Genomic DNA, 15,953 nt, shown 5'->3' with positions numbered 1-15,953 from the left:
AGCCTGTCCCCGCTGCCGGGACGCGGGGCGCTCGCGACGGCCGTCGCGCACGACGCCGTCACCGCCGCCCGCCGCCTCGCCGAGGCGGTCCGCGCCGCCTCCTGAGCCGTCGGGCGACCGGCACCGGTGAGGGGCCGGGTGCCGCTCCCCCACCGGTGGCGGTCACACCTGGGCCGGGAGCAGGTGCTCGCCCGTCCGGTCGGTGCTCAGGCACAGCGAGCACACGTAGGCGTCGTGCGCGGGGCAGGCCGCCATGTCCGGTCGTTCCAGGTCCTGACCGCACACGTGGCACGGCAGGGTGACGGCCGAGGGGTTGCCGTGCTCGTCGAGCATCGGCAGGTCGATGCCGTCGTCGGTGCGGCGCAGGTACCAGCGGCCCCGGGTGGCCAGCGCGATCACCGGGGGCAGCACCACCCCGAGCACGATCGCGGCCAGCGGCGAGAACGGGGCGATCGCCTCGCCCAGCAGCCCGAAGAACGCCGCGATGGACAGCCCGCCCGCGACGACCACCGAGCCGAACCCGACCGGGTTGACCGCGTACAGCATGCCGCGGCGGAACTCCGGGACCTTCGGCGAGATGCCGAGCAGGTACTTGTTCACCACGATGTCGGTGGCGACCACGACGATCCAGGCGATGCCCATGTTGGCGTAGAACCCGAGGATCGCGTTGAGGAAGTCGAACATGTTCGCCTCCATCAGCACGAGCGCGATCACCAGGTTGACGCCGAGGAACACCAGCCGCCCGGGGTAGGTGCCGGTGACCCGGGTGAAGGAGTTGGTCCAGGCCAGCGAGCCGGAGTAGGCGTTGGTGACGTTGATCTTGATCTGGCTGATGACGACGAGCACCACGGCCAGGGTGATGGCCAGCCACGCGGGCATGAGCTCCTGGTAGATGGCCAGGAACTGGTGCACCGGCTCGTTGGCCACCGTCGCGCCGTCGGCCAGGTTCGCGATCAGGTAGACGGCGAGGAACAGCCCGACGACCTGCTTCGCCGCCCCGAACAGCACCCAGCCCGGTCCGGCGAGCAGCGTCGCGGCCCACCAGCGGCGGGCGTTCTCCGGGGTCCTGGGTGGCATGAACCGCAGGTAGTCGATCTGCTCGGCGATCTGGGCGATCAGCGACAGGCACACCCCGGCGGCGAGCATGACCGAGCCGAGACTCGGGGCGCCCGCGCCGTCCTCGCCCTGGTAGGCCAGGAACGTCGACACCGAGTCCGGGTGCGCCAGGAGCAGGTAGCCGAAGGGCAGCACCATCAGGACCAGCCACAGCGGCGTCGTCCACACCTGCAGCGTGGACAGCAGCGACATCCCGTACACGACCAGCGGGAAGATGATCACCGTGGACACGGCGTAGCCCGCCCACAGCGGCAGCCCCAGGCCCAGCTCGAGACCCTGGGCCATGATCGAGCCCTCGAGGGCGAAGAAGATGAAGGTGAAGGTCGCGAAGATGACGTTGGTCAGGATCGAGCCGTAATAGCCGAAGCCGCTGCCGCGGGTGATCAGGTCCAGGTCCAGGTTGTAGCGGGCCGCGTAGTACGCCAGCGGCAGCCCGGTCGCGATGATCACCAACGCGAACACGGCGATGCCCCACAGGGCGTTGACCGTGCCGTACGAGATGCCGATGTTCGCGCCGATCGCGAAGTCGGCGAGATAGGCGATGCCGCCGAGCGCGGTCACGCCGACGACGCCGGGTGACCAGCGGCGGTAGCTGCGCGGCGCGAACCGCAGCGTGTAGTCCTCCAGCGTCTCGCGCGCGGCTCCCGCCGGCGCCGCCGTGGTCCGGTCCATCTCCTGTGTCATCGAAGCTCCCACGGTGGCCGGGTCGGAGGACCACCGGTGAGGAATGGTGCGTTCCGCAACGGCGGCGCCGGTTGCCGTCGGGTGACGACTGCGTGACACCGGCCCCGGACGATCCGGGCGCCGCGTGACGGCCGGCGGACCGGCCGGGACGACTGCGTGACGATCCGGGCACGACGGGTGCGTCCCCGCGCCGGACCGGCCACCGTGGTGGACGGGGTGGCCGGGGCGGACGGCGGCCCCGCGACGACGGTGGCGACGGGCGAGGGCGGGCGGGGACGCTGGGCGATCGGTCAGGAGGGCGGGTGTTCCCACATCGTCGTGCGGAACAGGTCCCAGAAACCCAGCCGGCGGTAGACCGGATGGCCGTCGTCGCTGGAGATCAGCAGCGACGGCAGCCCGGGCGCGGCCGCGCAGACGGCCGCGGTGACCGCCCCGCCGAACCCGCGGCCCCGGTGCTCCGGCAGCACCGACACCCAGTCGACCTCGACCACGCCGTGGTGCACGCCCGCCCCGGCCGTCGCGACCGGCTCGTCCCCGGCGTACCCGACGACCAGGTGCAGCAGGCCCGCGGACCGCGGGTCCGCGACGGCCGGCCGCCCCACCTCGGCGAGGCCGTAGCCGGCGACCAGGACGCGCTCGAAGTCGGCCGGGTCGGCGTCGGGCACCGTCCGGATCCGCAGGCCCGGCGGGGGCGGCGGCAGCGGTCCCGGCGGGCGGAACATCAGCGGCGGATGGCCGACCCGCACCAGCCCGTACCCGCCCAGGTCGGGCAGCGCGAACAGCGAGAGCAGCACCCACCAGCGGTGCGGCGGGAAGAACCCGGCCGCGTCGTCGAGCACCCGGCGCAGGTCGCCGGGGCCCGGCGGGGCGGTCAGGACGACCGCGTTGTCGTAGCCGAACGGGGACCCGGGGTCGGCCAGGACGGCACCGGCCACCCGTCGCGCCCGCCCGCCGGACCGGGCCGCCATGGCGGTGGTCCGGTCGGCGTAGGCGTGCACGAACCGGCGCGCGAGGCTGTCACCGACCGGGCTGTCCGGCTCCCAGCCGGTGGTGAGCGTCTCGGTGGTCATGACCGGGGATGGTCCGCCGGTCCCGCGTGCTCCGGCAGGGCCGTTCGGCCGGGTGACCCTTGACACCCTGCCGTCGCGAAACCAACACTGATGACACTTCGGAACCACGATTCCGCATCGTGAAACTTCACGGACAAGTACGGAAGCAGGACCCATGCCGGACGACCTGACCCTCGACCGACTCAACACCGCCCCACCCGACGAGCTGCGCCCGGCCCTGCGTGCCTGCGCCACGTCGCCGGGGTGGGCGGACCGGCTGCTGGCCGGACGCCCCTACGGCAGCGTCGACGACGCCGTCGCCGCGGCGGAGAAGGCGGTCCTCGCCCTGGACAGCGCCGAGATCGACGCCGCGCTGGCCGGGCACCCCCGCATCGGCGAGCGCCCCGGCGGCGCCCATGCCGACGGCGCCGCGTTCTCCCGTTCCGAACAGTCCGGCGTGGACACCGGGGCGGACACCGCCGCCCGGCTCGCCGCCGGCAACGCCGCCTACGAGCAGCGATTCGGCCACGTCTTCCTGATCCGGGCTGCCGGCCGCGACGCCGGGCAGATCCTCGCCGAGCTGGAGCGCAGGCTGGGCAACGACCCGGCCGCCGAACGCGCCGAGGCCGCCGGTCAGCTGGCCGAGATCACCGCCCTGCGGATGCGGCAGGTGCTGGCATGAGCAGCTTCTCCACCCACGTCCTCGACGCCGCGGCGGGCCGCCCGGCCACCGGCGTCCCGGTCACCCTGACCGGCGCCGACGGGACCGTGCTGGCGTCGGGCACCACCGACGACGACGGCCGCTGGCGCGCCCCGGAGTCCGCCACGCTCACCGCGGGGGTGCTCCACCGGATCACGTTCACGACGCCGAGCCCGTTCTTCCCGGAGGTGTCGATCGCGTTCCGCCCGGAGCACACCGACCGCCACCACCACGTCCCGCTGCTGCTGTCGCCCTACTCCTACTCCACCTACCTCGGGAGCTGATCATGTCCGTCTCGGTCCACCTCGGCGACAACAAGTACGGCAAGGCGGAGGTCCGCGTGGTGCGGGTCGTGCGCGACACCGCCCGGCACGAGATCACCGACCTCAACGTGACCAGCCAGCTGCGGGGCGCCGCCCTGGAGAGCAGCTACCTGACCGGCGACAACTCCAAGGTCGTCGCCACCGACACCCAGAAGAACGTGGTGTACGCCTTCGCCTCCGAGCACGGGATCACCTCGCCCGAGGAGTTCCTGCTGCTGCTCGGCGACCACTTCACCGGCGAGTTCGACTGGATCACCGGCGGGCTCTGGCAGGCCGAGCTGTACGAGTGGGAGCGGATCGTCGTCGACGGCGCCGGGCACGACCACTCGTTCGTCCGGAAGGGCCGGGCCACCCGGCTGGCGACGGTGCAGAAGACCGGCGGGGCCACCCACGTCACCGCCGGGCTGAAGGATCTCACCGTGCTGAAGTCCACCGGCAGCGAGTTCCACGGCTTCCCGCGCGACCGCTACACCACCCTGGTCGAGACCGACGACCGCATCCTCGCCACCTCGGTCACCGCGCGCTGGCGCTACCTGCCCGACGCCGTCGCCGCCGGGATCGACTTCAACGGCGCCTACGACGCGATCGGCGCGGCGATGCTGTCGGCGTTCGCCACCACCCACTCGCTCGCGCTGCAGCAGTCGCTCTACGAGATGGGCCGGGCCGCGGTCGAGGCCTGCGACGGCGTCGCCGAGATCCGGTTCGCGATGCCCAACAAGCACCACTTCCTCTCCGACCTGTCGCCGTTCGGGCTCAAGAACCCGAACGAGGTCTTCCACGCCGCGGACCGCCCCTACGGCCTGATCGAGGGCACCGTCGTCCGTGACGGCGTGACCCCGGCGCCGGAGGCGTGGACCGACGTGCCGTCGTTCGTCTGACCCGCCACTCCCACCGAGGGGATCCGCCATGAGCACGGAACAGGCCACGAGCACGGAACAGGCACTGCGCCCGGAGGACGAACGGCTCGGGATCGGACCGACGATCGGCTACGGCGTCCAGCACATCCTCGCGATGTTCGGCGGCGTGATCGCGGTACCGATCATCATCGGCGGTGCGGCCGGGCTCACCCCCGCGCAGAGCGCCGTGCTCGTCGCCTCCGGGCTGTTCATCAGCGGGCTCGCCACCCTGCTGCAGACCCTCGGCCTGCCGTTCTTCGGGTCGCAGCTGCCACTGGTGCAGGGCACGTCGTTCGCCTCGGTGTCGACGATGATCGCGATCGTCGGCGACGACGGCACCGACGGCCTGCGCACCGTCTACGGCGCGGTGATCGTCGCAGCCGCGGCCGGGCTTCTCATCACCCCGTTCTTCGCCCGGGTGGTGCGGCTGTTCCCGCCGGTGGTGACCGGGTCGATCATCACCGTGATCGGGCTGTCGCTGATGCCGGTGGCGACCGGCTGGATCACCGGCCGGGAGACCGTCACCGTGGGCGGGGCGACGGTGCCCAACCCCGAGTTCGCCGCGCTGCCCTCGATCGCGCTGGCCGGGTTCACCTTCCTGGTGGTGGTCGTCGCCGGGAAGATCGCGGTGCTCTCGCGGCTGTCGGTGCTGCTCGGGCTGCTGGTCGGGACCGTCGTCGCGCTGGTGGCCGGGCTGAGCGACTTCTCCGGCGTCGGCGGGGCGAGCGTCGCCGCGCTGCCCGCGCCGTTCGCGTTCGGCACCCCGCTGTTCACGGTCGGGGCGACCGTCTCGATGGTCATCGTGGTCCTGGTGATCATGGTGGAGACCACCGCCGACATCCTCGCGGTCGGCGAGGTCGTCGAGACCCGGGTGGACGCCCGCCGGGTCGGCGACGGTCTGCGCGCCGACATGGCCGCCTCGGTGGTCGCGCCGGTGTTCAACTCCTTCCCGGCGACGGCGTTCGCCCAGAACGTCGGGCTCGTCGCGCTGACCGGGATCCGGAGCCGGTTCGCCGTCGCCGCCGGTGGGCTGCTCCTGCTGGTGCTGGGGCTCTCGCCGATGGCGTCCGCGGTGTTCTCGTCGATCCCGCAGCCGGTGCTCGGCGGGGCGGGCATCGTGCTGTTCGGCACGGTCGCCGCCAGCGGCATCCGGACGCTCGCCGCGGTCGAGTACCGCGGGACCAACAACATGGTGATCGTCGCGGCGTCGGTGGCGTTCGGCCTGGTCCCGGTGGTCTCGCCGGACTTCTGGGCGAACTTCCCGGACTGGTTCGCGACGATCTTCCACTCCGGCATCAGCTCGGCGGCGATCGTCGCGGTGCTGCTCAACCTGTTCTTCAACGTGTTCGCCCCCGGACGGCCGTCGGCGCCGTCGGTCGTCGCGGCGGGCCCTGCGGTGCTGGTGCAGACCGGGGAGATCCGGATCCTGGCCTCGGGCGAGGTGCTGGGCCCGGAGTCCTACGAGCCGGTCACGGCGAAGCCGGGCACCCAGGTCAGGGACGACTGAGCGCCGCAGCATGATCGTCGTTCCGGAAGGGCCCGGTGCCGTCCGTGGCACGGATCCCTTCCGGGACGACGATCACCGCTGCCGGTCCGGGGCCGGTCACGCTGCGGCGGCCAGGACCTCACGGACACGGCGCACGCGTGCAGCTCGGCGAAGCCGACGTGACGTTGCAGGGCGCGGTCGAGGAAGCGAGGTCCCGCCACCCGGGGCGGCCTCGCGCACGGTGCACGTCGGCGTCGTCACCGCGACGCCGTGCAGCACCGTCCGGTCGGCCGGGTCCAGGACCCGCCTGCGCAGCGTCACCCCGGGGACGGGGACCCGGGGACGGGGACCCGGTGCATCGTGCGCGGGACCGTGAACCCGATCGTGCCGGGCGGCTCGTCGAGCATCCGGTGCCGGAACGCGGCTGCGGGTCCGCTCAACGTCGCCCGCGGACCGGCCCAGAGCGCCGCCGCTCGGACCCTGCTCTCGTGTCCCGGTCGGTGCCCGGCGACCAGGTAGACCCCGGGGTGCACCATGCACCATGCCCCGGTCGACGCCCGGCGGGCGACGGTGCGCCCCGACATACCGCAGGCGATGGCCTGGGCCCGGCTGATGACGCCGGCCTGCCGGACCAGCAACGCGGCGACCCCTCCGGCCACGCCGGAGGGACCGGCGGAGGGACCGGCGGAGGGACCGGCGGAGGGGATGTCGTGGCCGCTGTCCGGGCTCTCGGTCATCGCCGGAGCATCCGGCCGCGGTGCCCCGGCCGGGCCCGTTCGCTCCGTTCCGGTGGCGATCGCGAACCGCATCCCCGTGGTGATCGAGGACTCGGAAGGGATCGGTGCCGGCAGTGGCACCGATCCCTTCCGGATCTCCGATCATGGTCGGGCCCGTCGGAGTCCGACGGCGTCGGCCGCGGTGTGGACGACGCCGACAGGGGCCCGGCCTCAGACCCCCGCGGCGTCCTGCCGGGCCAGCTCGGTCACCAGCGCGTCGGCCACGGACCGCAGCTTCGGCACGGCGGAGTCGAGGAGCGCGTCGGTCATCCGGGTCGTCGGGCCGGAGATGGACACCGCGGCGGGCAGCGGCCCGTCGAGCGCGACGGCGACGCACCGCACCCCCAGCTCCTGCTCGCCCTCGTCGACGGCGTACCCGGCGGCACGGACCTTGTCGAGCTCGGCGAAGTACTCCTCGGGCGAGGTGATCGTGTTGTCGGTGTGCCGCACGAAGTCGGTGTGCCGCAGCACCTCCCGCGCCCGCTCGACCGGCATCCGGGACAGCAGGGCCTTCCCGACGGCGGTGCAGTGCGGCGACACCCGTCGCCCGACCTCGGTGAACATCCGCATCGAGTGCCGGCCGGGCTCCTGGGCGACGTAGACGACCTGGTTCCCCTCCAGCAGCGCCAGGTTGGCGCTCTCCCCCAGGTCGTCGACCAGTGCGGCGAGCCGGGGCCGGGCCCACATCCCCACCAGACGCCCGGCGGTGTCACCCAGGCGCACCAGGCGGGGGCCGAGGGCGTACTCCCGCGAGGACTGCTGGCGGACGTAGCCGCGCCCGGCCAGCGTCCGGACGAGCCGGTGGATGGTCGGCAGCGGGAGCCCGGAGGTGGCCGCGAGGTGGGACAGGCTGACCGTGCCGCCCGCGTCGGCCATCGCCTCCAGCAGGTCCACGGCCCGCTCCACGGACTGCACGGTCCCCGAGCGGGCCGGTGCCGCTGCGGCGACGTCCGCGGCGGCGCCGACGCGACTGTCGGGATCGTTCTTCCGCATGACGGAAGTCTAGCCCTGCTCGGGCGGTGCGGCCGGGACCTCGGTGCCGTCCGGGGCGCCGGGTGCACCCGTCACCCGCTCCACCGAGCCGCGGCGCAGCAGCCTGCCGTGCGGCTCACCGGACACGTCGACGTCGCGGCCGCCCAGGACGGTGCGCCGGACCACGCCGGACAGCGACCGGCCGGCGTAGGCGCTCACCTTGTTCTTGTGGTGCAACCGGTCCGGGTCCACGACGAAGGCGGCGTCGGGGGCGAAGACGGCGAGGTCGGCGTCGTAGCCGAGCGCGATCCGGCCCTTGGAACGCAGCCCGACCAGGTCGGCGGGCTTCGACGCCATCCACTGGACCACCTGCGCGAGCCCGATGCCGCGCCGGCGGGCCTCGCTCCACACCAGCGACAGCCCCAGCTGCAGCGACGACACCCCGCCCCAGGCGAGCCCGAAGTCCCCGGAGTCGAGCAGCTTCAGCTCGGCGGTGCTGGGCGAGTGGTCGGACACGATGCAGTCGATCGTCCCGTCGAGCAGGCCCTCCCACAGCAGCTCCCGGTTCGACGCCTCGCGGATCGGCGGGCAGCACTTGTGCGTGGTGGCGCCGTCGGGGATCTCCTCGGCGAACAGCGTGAGGTAGTGCGGGCAGGTCTCGGCGGTGATCCGGACGCCGTCGCGCCGCGCGGTCGCGATCATCGGGAGCGCGTCGGAGGAGGACACGTGCAGCACGTGCGCGCGCGCCCCGGTCCAGCGGGCCCGCTCGATGACCTCGGCGATCGCCAGGTTCTCCGCGCCGCGCGGACGCGAGCGCAGGAAGGTGTCGTACTTCGCGCCGTGCGGGGTGGGCGCCTTCTCGATGGCCCGGGAGTCCTCGGCGTGCACGATCATGACGGCGTCGAAGGTGGCGAGCTCGGCCATGTCGCGTTCCATCTCGTCGGCGTCGAGCGGCGGGAACTCGTCGACCCCGGAGTGCAGCAGGAAGCACTTGAACCCGAAGACGCCCTCGTCGTGCAGGCCGCGCAGGTCGCCGAGGTTGCCCGGCACCGCGCCGCCCCAGAATCCGACGTCGACGAACGCCTGGTGCTCGGCGACCTTGCGCTTCACCTCCAGCGCCGCGACGTCGACGGTCGGCGGGATCGAGTTCAGCGGCATGTCGACGATCGTGGTGACCCCGCCCGCCGCGGCGGCCCGGGTCGCCGAGGCGAAGCCCTCCCACTCGGTGCGGCCGGGCTCGTTGACGTGCACGTGGGTGTCGACGAGGCCGGGCAGCAGCACCTCGTCGTCGGCGAGGTCGATCACCCGGGCCCCGTCGAGGGCGTTGCCGAGCGGCTCGATGGCGACGATCCGCCCGCCGGTCACACCGATCTCGCGGGGCTGCTCGCCGGCGGTGGTCATGATCCGCTGCCCGCGGACCACGAGGTCGTAGCTGGTCATGACATCTCCAGGGGGAATCCGGTGATCTTCTTGGTACGGGGTGCCGCGTAGGTGCGGCTCGTCGAGGTGGTCAGGCCGAGCCGGACCAGCGACTCGGCGACGGTGACCGCGGCCTGCACCCCGTCGACGACGGGCACCCCGGTCTCCGCCCGCACCTTCGCGTCCAGCCCGGCCATGCCGCCGCAGCCGAGGCAGATCACCTCGGCATGGTCCTGCTCGACCGCGACCCGGGCCTGCTCGACGATCGCGGCGACCGCGCGATCCGGGTCCTGCTCGAGCTCCAGCACCGCGAGCCCGGAGGCCCGCACCGAGGCGCAGCGCCGGTCCAGCCCGGCGAGCAGCAGCCGGTCGGAGATGAGCGGCACGGTGCGGTCCAGGGTGGTCACCACCGAGTAGCGGTGGCCGAGGTACATCGCGGTGGTCGCGGCGGCCTCGGTGATGTCGACGACGGGCACGTCGAGCATCTCCTGCAGGCCCTCGCGGCCGTGCTCGCCGTAGCCGGCCTGGATCACCGCGTCGAACCGCTCGCCGGAGGCGGCGTAACGCGCGACGGCGTCGGCGACCCCGACCGCGGCCAGGTAGCTCTCCAGGTTGCCCTCGACCGATTCGGCGCCGAACCGGGGCGTCAGACCGACGATCTCGGTACCCGGTGCCGCGACGGCGCGGGCGGAGGCGGCGATGGCCTCGGTCACCGACCCGGTGGTGTTGACGTTGACGACGACGACGCGCATCAGTGCCCCCCGGCCGGTGCGACGGCCAGCGGCTCCCCGGAGACCGCGCGGTAGGTCCGTCCGCGCGGGGCGACGAGCACGGTCAGCAGCGCCGCGACCCCGGCGCCGAGGAACCAGCTGAACGGCGCGACCGGTTCCAGCGCGGGGACGAACCCGACGGCGACGGCGACCACCGCGGACGGCACGAACACCGCGACCGCGCGCCGGTTGACCCCGCCCCGGTAGTGGTAGGCGCCGGTGCTCGCCTCGGTGTAGAGCGCGGGGACGTCGATCCGGCCGCGCCGGACCAGCCAGTAGTCTGCCATCACGATCCCGAACAGCGGGCCGAGCAGCGCGCCGAGCACACCCAGGAAGTAGGTGATCACCACCGGAGAGTCGTACAGGTTCCAGGGCAGGATGATCAGCCCGATCAGCGCGCTCACCACCCCGGCCCGGCGGAAGTCGAGCACCCGCGGGAACAGGTTGGACAGGGCGTAGCAGGGGGCCACGAAGTTCGCCATCAGGTTGACCGCGATCGTCAGGATCAGCAGCGCCGCGGAGGCGACCAGCAGCAGCGGGGTGTTGGGGATGGTGTTGACGACGTCGGCCGGGCTGGAGATCACCTGGCCGCCGATCCGCAGCTGGCCGCCCGCCAGCACCACGACGACGACACCGAAGAACAGCGTGTTCGGCAGGATCCCCCAGAAGCTGCCACGCCGGACCGCGCCGGTGGACACCGCGCCGCGGGTGAAGTCGCAGAAGTTGAGGACGAAGGTGCCGTAGATCGCCGTCCACAGCGACGCCCCGGCGAGGATCTGCACCCACATCGCCCCGCCGGTCAGCGGCTCGGGCACCGACAGCGCGATGTCGCCACCGGTCTGCCACAGCACCCAGCCCGCGAGCACCGCGAGGGTCACCAGCACGATCGGGCCGGCGACGGCCTCGTAGCGGCGGATGCCGTCCATGCCGCGCAGCAGGATCGCCACCTGCACGACCCACAGGACGACGAAGCAGATCCAGCCCAGCACCGACAGCCCCAGGAACGACACCTGCTCCAGCGCACCGGCCGACGGCGCCACGGCCAGGACCATCACGACGAGCACCCGGGTGGCGAGGTAGGTCTGGATGCCGAACCAGGCGATCGCGACCGCGCCCCGCACCAGGGCCGGGAGCTGGGCACCGCGCACGCCGAAGGAGATCCGGCTCATCACCGGGAACGGCAGGCCCGTCCGGTAGCCCATGTACCCGGCGACGGTGAGCAGCACGAACAGCACCAGCGCACCGATGCCGAGCGAGACCAGGATCTGCCAGGCGCCGAGGCCGAGCGCGAACAGGCCGAGGGCGAAGCCGTAGTTGCCCAGGCTGTGCACGTCGACGGCCCACAGGGTGAAGATGTTGTAGGCCTTCCACGACCGTCCCTCGACGGTGGTCGGCGCGAGGTCGCGGTTGTAGAGCCGGGGGCTCGGTGCGTCGGCGCCGTCCTGCGTGACGGGCACGGCGGCCACCCGCTCACCGGTCGGGGCTGCTGCGGGTCGGTCGCTCGTTCCGGGTCCCGTCATCGGGGCCACCTCGGTTCCCACGTCGTGGCGCGTCCAACGTAACGCGCTGATTTCCGCGATGTGAAACGAATCTCTTACGTAGCGGAATCAAGCTATGGCGCCGGTCACGCAAGCGTCAAGGGGTCGCCGGCGACGACGATGCTTGACAGCCCCCTGACGCCGTGGTCCGATTCACACCGCACAACGGAATCACTTTTCCGCATTGCGGAATGATTGGAGGCTCCGGTGACTGCCCTCTTCTGTTCCGGTGACGCGATGCGCGGCGGCCGGCTCCACCACAACGTGTCCGCCCACCCGTTCCTGGGCGGGGTCCGGACCGCTCCGCACTACCGCATGTACTCGGTACGCGACCAGTTCCCGGCCCTGCTGGAGGACCCCTCCGGCGGCGTGCCGCTGGCCGGGGAGATCTACGACGTCCCGCTCTCGGCGATCCGCACCGACTTCCTGCCCGACGAGCCGCCGGAGCTCGAGCTCACCGTCATCGAGCTCGACGACGGCCGCGACGTCCTCGCCGTCGGGTTGCGGCCCGGTGTGCTGGAGCGCCAGCGCGACGAGCTCACCGACATCACCACCCACGGCGGGTGGCGGGCCTACCGGGGACTGCCCGAGCCCGCCTGAGGACCGAGGAGGCCCCTGAAGTGCGCTACACCGTCAACTGCTCCATCGTGTTCCCCGACCTGCCGCTGCTCGACCGGCCCGCGGCCGCCGCGGCGGCCGGCTTCGACGCCGTCGAGTTCTGGTGGCCGTTCGCGGACTCCGTGCCCGGCGACCACGAGGTCGACGCCTTCGTCACCGCCGTCGCCGACGCCGGCGTCACCCTCACCGGGCTCAACTTCACCGCGGGCGACATGCCCGCGGGCGAGCGCGGCATCCTGTCCGACCCGGACCGCGCGAGCGAGTTCGCCGACAACGTCGCCGTCGCCGTCGGCATCGGCGAGCGGCTCGGCACGCTCGGCTTCAACGCCCTCCACGGCAACCGGCGCGACGACCTGGACCCGCGCGTCCAGGACGAGACCGCCGTCCGCAGCCTCGCACTGGCCGCCGACGCGGCCGCCCGCATCGGCGCGGTCGCGCTGCTCGAACCGGTCAGCGGCGTCGACGCCTACCCCCTGAAGACCGCCGACGACGCCGTCGCCGTGCTCGACCGGGTCGGGTCGCCGCACCTGCGGCTGCTGCTCGACGTCTACCACCTCGCTGTGAACGGCGACGACCCCGCGGCCGCGATCGACCGCCACGCCGACCGGATCGGCCACGTCCAGATCGCCGACGCCCCCGGCCGCGGTGAACCCGGCACCGGGGACCTGCCGATCGCCGACCTGCTCGCCCGGGTCGTCGCCGTCGGCTACGACGGCCCGGTCAGCCTCGAGTACAAGCCCGTCACCGCCGACCCGTTCGGCTGGCTGACCAGGGAAGGAGCCTCCGCATGAGCGCCATCGCCTTCGTCGGCCTCGGGATCATGGGCGGCCCGATGGCCCGCCACCTCGTGAAGGCCGGGCACGACGTCGTCGGCCACAACCGGAGCCCGGAGAAGGCGGAGGCCCTCGCCGCCGACGGCGGCCGGGCCGCCACGACGGTCGCCGAGGCGGTGACCGGCGCCGACGTGGTCGCGCTGATGCTGCCCGACTCCCCCGACGTCGTCGACGTCTGCACCCGCGACGGCGGCGTGTTCGACACCGCGGAGCCGGGCACCCTGGTGGTCGACTTCTCCACGATCCGCCCCGACGTCGCCCGTGACCTCGCCGCCCGTGCGGCCGAGCGCGGCCTGCGGATGCTCGACGCCCCGGTCTCCGGCGGCCAGGCGGGCGCCGAGAACGCCGCCCTGTCGATCATGGTCGGCGGGGAGGAGGCCGACGTGGCCGCCGCCCGCCCGCTGCTCGACGTCGTCGGGAGCACCGTCGTGCACGTCGGCCCGTCCGGGGCCGGGCAGACCGTCAAGGCCGCGAACCAGCTGATCGTCGCCGGGAACATCGCCCTGCTCGCCGAGGCGATCGAGTTCCTGCGCGCGCACGGCGCCGACCTCGACGCCGCCGTCCGTGTGCTCGGCGGCGGGCTCGCCGGCTCGAAGGTCCTCGACCAGAAAGCCCCGAAGATGCTGGCCGGGGACTACGCCTCCGGCTTCCGGATCGACCTGCACCACAAGGACATGGGCATCGTCGCCGACTCCGCCCGCGAGGCCGGGGTGGTCGCCCCGGTGGCCGCGCTCGTCGCCCAGCTCGTCGCCGCCACCCGGGCCGCCGGAGACGGCGGCCTCGACCACTCCGCCCTGCACCGCACCGTCCGCCGCCTGAACGGGGAGTCGTCATGACCCGGATGACCGCGGCCGAGGCCGCCGTCCGCATCCTGGAGGCCGAGGGCGCCACGCAGGCGTTCGGCGTGCCGGGTGCGGCGATCAACCCCTTCTACGCCGCGATGCGCGCCCGCGGCACGATCGGCCACGTCCTGGCCCGCCACGTCGAGGGCGCCTCGCACATGGCCGAGGGCTTCACCCGCGCGCGCCCGGGGAACATCGGCGTCTGCATCGGCACCTCCGGCCCGGCGGGCACCGACATGGTGACCGGGCTGTACTCGGCGTCGGCGGACTCGATCCCGATCCTGGCGATCACCGGGCAGGCGCCGGTCGCGCGGCTGCACAAGGAGGACTTCCAGGCCGTCGACATCGCGGCCATCGCGGCACCGGTCACCAAGATGGCGATGACCGTGCGCGAGGCCGCGCAGGTGCCGGGCGCGTTCGCCCAGGCGTTCCACCTCATGCGGTCCGGCCGGCCCGGTCCCGTGCTGATCGACCTGCCGATCGACGTGCAGCAGACCGTCATCGACTTCGACCCCGACACCTACGCCCCGCTGCCGGTGCACCGCCCCGCGATGACCGGCCCGCAGGCGTCGCGGGTGCTGGACCTGCTCGCCGAGGGCGAACGGCCGCTGATCGTCGCGGGCGGCGGCATCGTCAACGCCGATGCCGCCACCGAGCTCGTCGAGCTGGCCGAGATCCTCGGCGTCCCCGTCGTGCCGACCCTGATGGGCTGGGGCACGATCCCCGACGACCACCCGCTCGCCGCGGGGATGGTCGGGCTGCAGACCGCGCACCGCTACGGCAACGCCACCTTCCTGGCCTCCGACGTCGTCGTCGGGATCGGGAACCGCTGGGCCAACCGGCACACCGGTGGGCTGGACACCTACCGGCGCGGGCGCCGGTTCGTGCACGTCGACATCGAGCCCACCCAGATCGGGCGGGTGTTCGCCCCCGACTACGGCGTGGTCTCCGACGCCGGGGCCGCGCTGCGCGTCCTGCTGGCCGAGGCCCGCCGCCGCCGCGACGCCGGGACGCTGCCGGACCGCAGCGCGTGGGCGGAGTCGTGCCGCGAGCGGAAGGCGACGCTGCTGCGGCGCACCGACTTCGGCTGCGTCCCCATCAAGCCGCAGCGGGTGTACCAGGAGATGAACCGGGTCTTCGGCCCGGAGACCCGCTACGTGACGACGATCGGGCTGTCCCAGATCGCGGCCGGCCAGTTCCTGCACGTCTACCGGCCCCGGCACTGGGTCAACTGCGGTCAGGCCGGACCGCTCGGCTGGACCATCCCGGCCGCGCTGGGCGCCGTCGTCGCCGACCCGTCGACCCCGGTCGTCGCGCTCTCGGGCGACTACGACTTCCAGTTCATGCTGGAGGAGCTCGCGGTCGGCGCCCAGTTCGGACTGCCCTATGTGCACGTCGTGGTCAACAACTCCTACCTGGGGCTGATCCGGCAGGCGCAGCGCGCGTTCGACATGGACTTCCAGGTCTCCCTGGCCTTCGACAACATGCACGCCGACGAGGAGCTGACCGGGCTGCCCAAGGGCTACGGCGTCGACCACGTCCGCGTCGCGGAGGGGCTGGGCTGCGTGGGGCTGCGGGTCACCGAGCCCGACGAGATCGCCACGACCCTGCGCCGGGCGTCGCAGCTGGCCTCGGAGCACAAGGTGCCCGTCGTGGTCGAGGTGGTGCTGGAGCGGGTCACGAACATCGCGATGGGCACCGAGATCGACGCCGTCACCGAGTTCGAGGACCTCGCCGAGACCCCCGCCGACGCCCCGACCGCGCTGGCCCACCGCCGGTGAGCGCGATCCTGCTGGCCCCGGACAAGTTCAAGGGCTCGCTGGACGCCGCCGCCGTCACCGACGCGCTCGCGGCCGGGATCGCCGACGTCGACCCGGGCCGTCCGGTGCGCCGCTGCCCGGTCGCCGACGGCGGCGAGGGCACCGTCGCCG

16 protein-coding genes are annotated in these 15,953 nt (G+C 73.2%); 9 read left to right on the top strand and 7 right to left on the bottom strand.

Annotation, left to right across the window (positions count from 1 at the left end; all coding sequences use genetic code 11):
- Positions 1-162: 162 nt before the first annotated feature.
- Together GTW08_RS26125 and GTW08_RS26120 are read right to left on the bottom strand one after the other, a co-directional pair.
- Positions 163-1,800: a purine-cytosine permease family protein gene (locus GTW08_RS26125; protein WP_073575033.1), complete on the bottom strand. Its 1,638-nt coding sequence runs from the start codon at positions 1,798-1,800 to the stop codon at positions 163-165.
- Between the two features lie 290 nt (positions 1,801-2,090).
- Complete coding sequence (locus GTW08_RS26120; RefSeq protein WP_073575034.1) at positions 2,091-2,870, bottom strand: GNAT family N-acetyltransferase; 780 nt, start codon at positions 2,868-2,870, stop codon at positions 2,091-2,093.
- Positions 2,871-3,024: 154 nt separating this feature from the next.
- On the opposite strand from GTW08_RS26120, the gene uraD reads away from it, so the two are divergent.
- Genes uraD through GTW08_RS26100 form a run of 4 tightly spaced genes read left to right on the top strand, consistent with a single transcriptional unit; the run spans position 3,025 to position 6,275 of the window.
- The gene (gene uraD / locus GTW08_RS26115) at positions 3,025-3,531 is read left to right on the top strand and encodes a 2-oxo-4-hydroxy-4-carboxy-5-ureidoimidazoline decarboxylase (protein ID WP_073575035.1); all 507 of its coding nucleotides are present in this window, start codon (positions 3,025-3,027) and stop codon (positions 3,529-3,531) included.
- Positions 3,528-3,833 (top strand): hydroxyisourate hydrolase, encoded by a 306-nt coding sequence (locus GTW08_RS26110; RefSeq protein WP_073575036.1) that lies wholly within the window; start codon positions 3,528-3,530, stop codon positions 3,831-3,833. Before uraD ends, GTW08_RS26110 begins: the two co-directional genes overlap by 4 nt.
- A gap of 2 nt (positions 3,834-3,835) precedes the next feature.
- Entirely contained in the window at positions 3,836-4,750 is a 915-nt protein-coding gene (pucL, locus tag GTW08_RS26105) for a factor-independent urate hydroxylase (protein ID WP_073575037.1), read from the top strand.
- 28 nt (positions 4,751-4,778) lie between these two features.
- Entirely contained in the window at positions 4,779-6,275 is a 1,497-nt protein-coding gene (locus GTW08_RS26100; RefSeq protein ID WP_073575038.1) for a nucleobase:cation symporter-2 family protein, read from the top strand.
- A gap of 296 nt (positions 6,276-6,571) precedes the next feature.
- On the opposite strand, the gene GTW08_RS26095 is transcribed toward GTW08_RS26100, so the two are convergent.
- From GTW08_RS26095 to GTW08_RS26075, 5 genes are all read right to left on the bottom strand, one after another.
- Positions 6,572-6,991, bottom strand: a complete 420-nt coding sequence (locus tag GTW08_RS26095) for a type IV toxin-antitoxin system AbiEi family antitoxin domain-containing protein (RefSeq protein ID WP_073575039.1) — start codon at positions 6,989-6,991, stop codon at positions 6,572-6,574.
- Between the two features lie 210 nt (positions 6,992-7,201).
- Positions 7,202-8,023, bottom strand: a complete 822-nt coding sequence (locus tag GTW08_RS26090; protein ID WP_073575040.1) for an IclR family transcriptional regulator — start codon at positions 8,021-8,023, stop codon at positions 7,202-7,204.
- Between the two features lie 9 nt (positions 8,024-8,032).
- The gene (gene allB / locus GTW08_RS26085) at positions 8,033-9,442 is read right to left on the bottom strand and encodes an allantoinase AllB (RefSeq protein ID WP_237454206.1); all 1,410 of its coding nucleotides are present in this window, start codon (positions 9,440-9,442) and stop codon (positions 8,033-8,035) included.
- Positions 9,439-10,173, bottom strand: coding sequence for an aspartate/glutamate racemase family protein (locus GTW08_RS26080; protein WP_073575041.1), 735 nt, complete (start codon positions 10,171-10,173; stop codon positions 9,439-9,441). Before GTW08_RS26080 ends, allB begins: the two co-directional genes overlap by 4 nt.
- Positions 10,173-11,648: an NCS1 family nucleobase:cation symporter-1 gene (locus GTW08_RS26075; protein WP_253068132.1), complete on the bottom strand. Its 1,476-nt coding sequence runs from the start codon at positions 11,646-11,648 to the stop codon at positions 10,173-10,175. The genes GTW08_RS26080 and GTW08_RS26075 overlap by 1 nt, the downstream gene beginning before the upstream one ends.
- A gap of 288 nt (positions 11,649-11,936) precedes the next feature.
- Between GTW08_RS26075 and GTW08_RS26070 the strand changes: the two genes are divergently transcribed.
- The 5 genes from GTW08_RS26070 to GTW08_RS26050 all read left to right on the top strand — a co-directional run.
- Positions 11,937-12,329, top strand: coding sequence for a hypothetical protein (locus GTW08_RS26070; RefSeq protein WP_062394669.1), 393 nt, complete (start codon positions 11,937-11,939; stop codon positions 12,327-12,329).
- 20 nt (positions 12,330-12,349) lie between these two features.
- Positions 12,350-13,138, top strand: a complete 789-nt coding sequence (locus tag GTW08_RS26065) for a hydroxypyruvate isomerase family protein (RefSeq protein WP_073575043.1) — start codon at positions 12,350-12,352, stop codon at positions 13,136-13,138.
- Positions 13,135-14,016, top strand: a complete 882-nt coding sequence (locus GTW08_RS26060) for an NAD(P)-dependent oxidoreductase (protein WP_073575044.1) — start codon at positions 13,135-13,137, stop codon at positions 14,014-14,016. Before GTW08_RS26065 ends, GTW08_RS26060 begins: the two co-directional genes overlap by 4 nt.
- Positions 14,013-15,803 carry a glyoxylate carboligase gene (gcl, locus tag GTW08_RS26055; protein ID WP_073575045.1) on the top strand — a complete coding sequence of 597 codons (1,791 nt, stop codon included), beginning with the start codon at positions 14,013-14,015 and terminating at the stop codon, positions 15,801-15,803. The genes GTW08_RS26060 and gcl overlap by 4 nt, the downstream gene beginning before the upstream one ends.
- Positions 15,800-15,953, top strand: a 154-nt coding sequence (locus GTW08_RS26050; RefSeq protein WP_161152662.1) for a glycerate kinase, incomplete at its 3' end; no start/stop codon positions are given. The genes gcl and GTW08_RS26050, both read left to right, overlap by 4 nt.

The sequence above is a fragment of the Pseudonocardia sp. SID8383 genome (assembly GCF_009864975.1).
Taxonomy (GTDB): domain Bacteria; phylum Actinomycetota; class Actinomycetes; order Mycobacteriales; family Pseudonocardiaceae; genus Pseudonocardia; species Pseudonocardia alni.
Note: the sequence above shows the minus strand (reverse complement) of the source record. Positions and strands in the feature narration are given on the sequence as shown.

Excerpts from the sequence above, each read along its gene's own strand:
- GTW08_RS26125 (WP_073575033.1), bottom strand. The coding sequence starts at position 1,800 with ATGACACAGGAGATGGACCGGACCACGGCGGCGCCGGCGGGAGCCGCG.
- GTW08_RS26120 (WP_073575034.1), bottom strand. The coding sequence starts at position 2,870 with ATGACCACCGAGACGCTCACCACCGGCTGGGAGCCGGACAGCCCGGTC.
- uraD (WP_073575035.1), top strand. The coding sequence starts at position 3,025 with ATGCCGGACGACCTGACCCTCGACCGACTCAACACCGCCCCACCCGAC.
- GTW08_RS26110 (WP_073575036.1), top strand. The coding sequence starts at position 3,528 with ATGAGCAGCTTCTCCACCCACGTCCTCGACGCCGCGGCGGGCCGCCCG.
- pucL (WP_073575037.1), top strand. The coding sequence starts at position 3,836 with ATGTCCGTCTCGGTCCACCTCGGCGACAACAAGTACGGCAAGGCGGAG.
- GTW08_RS26100 (WP_073575038.1), top strand. The coding sequence starts at position 4,779 with ATGAGCACGGAACAGGCCACGAGCACGGAACAGGCACTGCGCCCGGAG.
- GTW08_RS26095 (WP_073575039.1), bottom strand. The coding sequence starts at position 6,991 with ATGACCGAGAGCCCGGACAGCGGCCACGACATCCCCTCCGCCGGTCCC.
- GTW08_RS26090 (WP_073575040.1), bottom strand. The coding sequence starts at position 8,023 with ATGCGGAAGAACGATCCCGACAGTCGCGTCGGCGCCGCCGCGGACGTC.
- allB (WP_237454206.1), bottom strand. The coding sequence starts at position 9,442 with ATGACCAGCTACGACCTCGTGGTCCGCGGGCAGCGGATCATGACCACC.
- GTW08_RS26080 (WP_073575041.1), bottom strand. The coding sequence starts at position 10,173 with ATGCGCGTCGTCGTCGTCAACGTCAACACCACCGGGTCGGTGACCGAG.
- GTW08_RS26060 (WP_073575044.1), top strand. The coding sequence starts at position 13,135 with ATGAGCGCCATCGCCTTCGTCGGCCTCGGGATCATGGGCGGCCCGATG.
- gcl (WP_073575045.1), top strand. The coding sequence starts at position 14,013 with ATGACCCGGATGACCGCGGCCGAGGCCGCCGTCCGCATCCTGGAGGCC.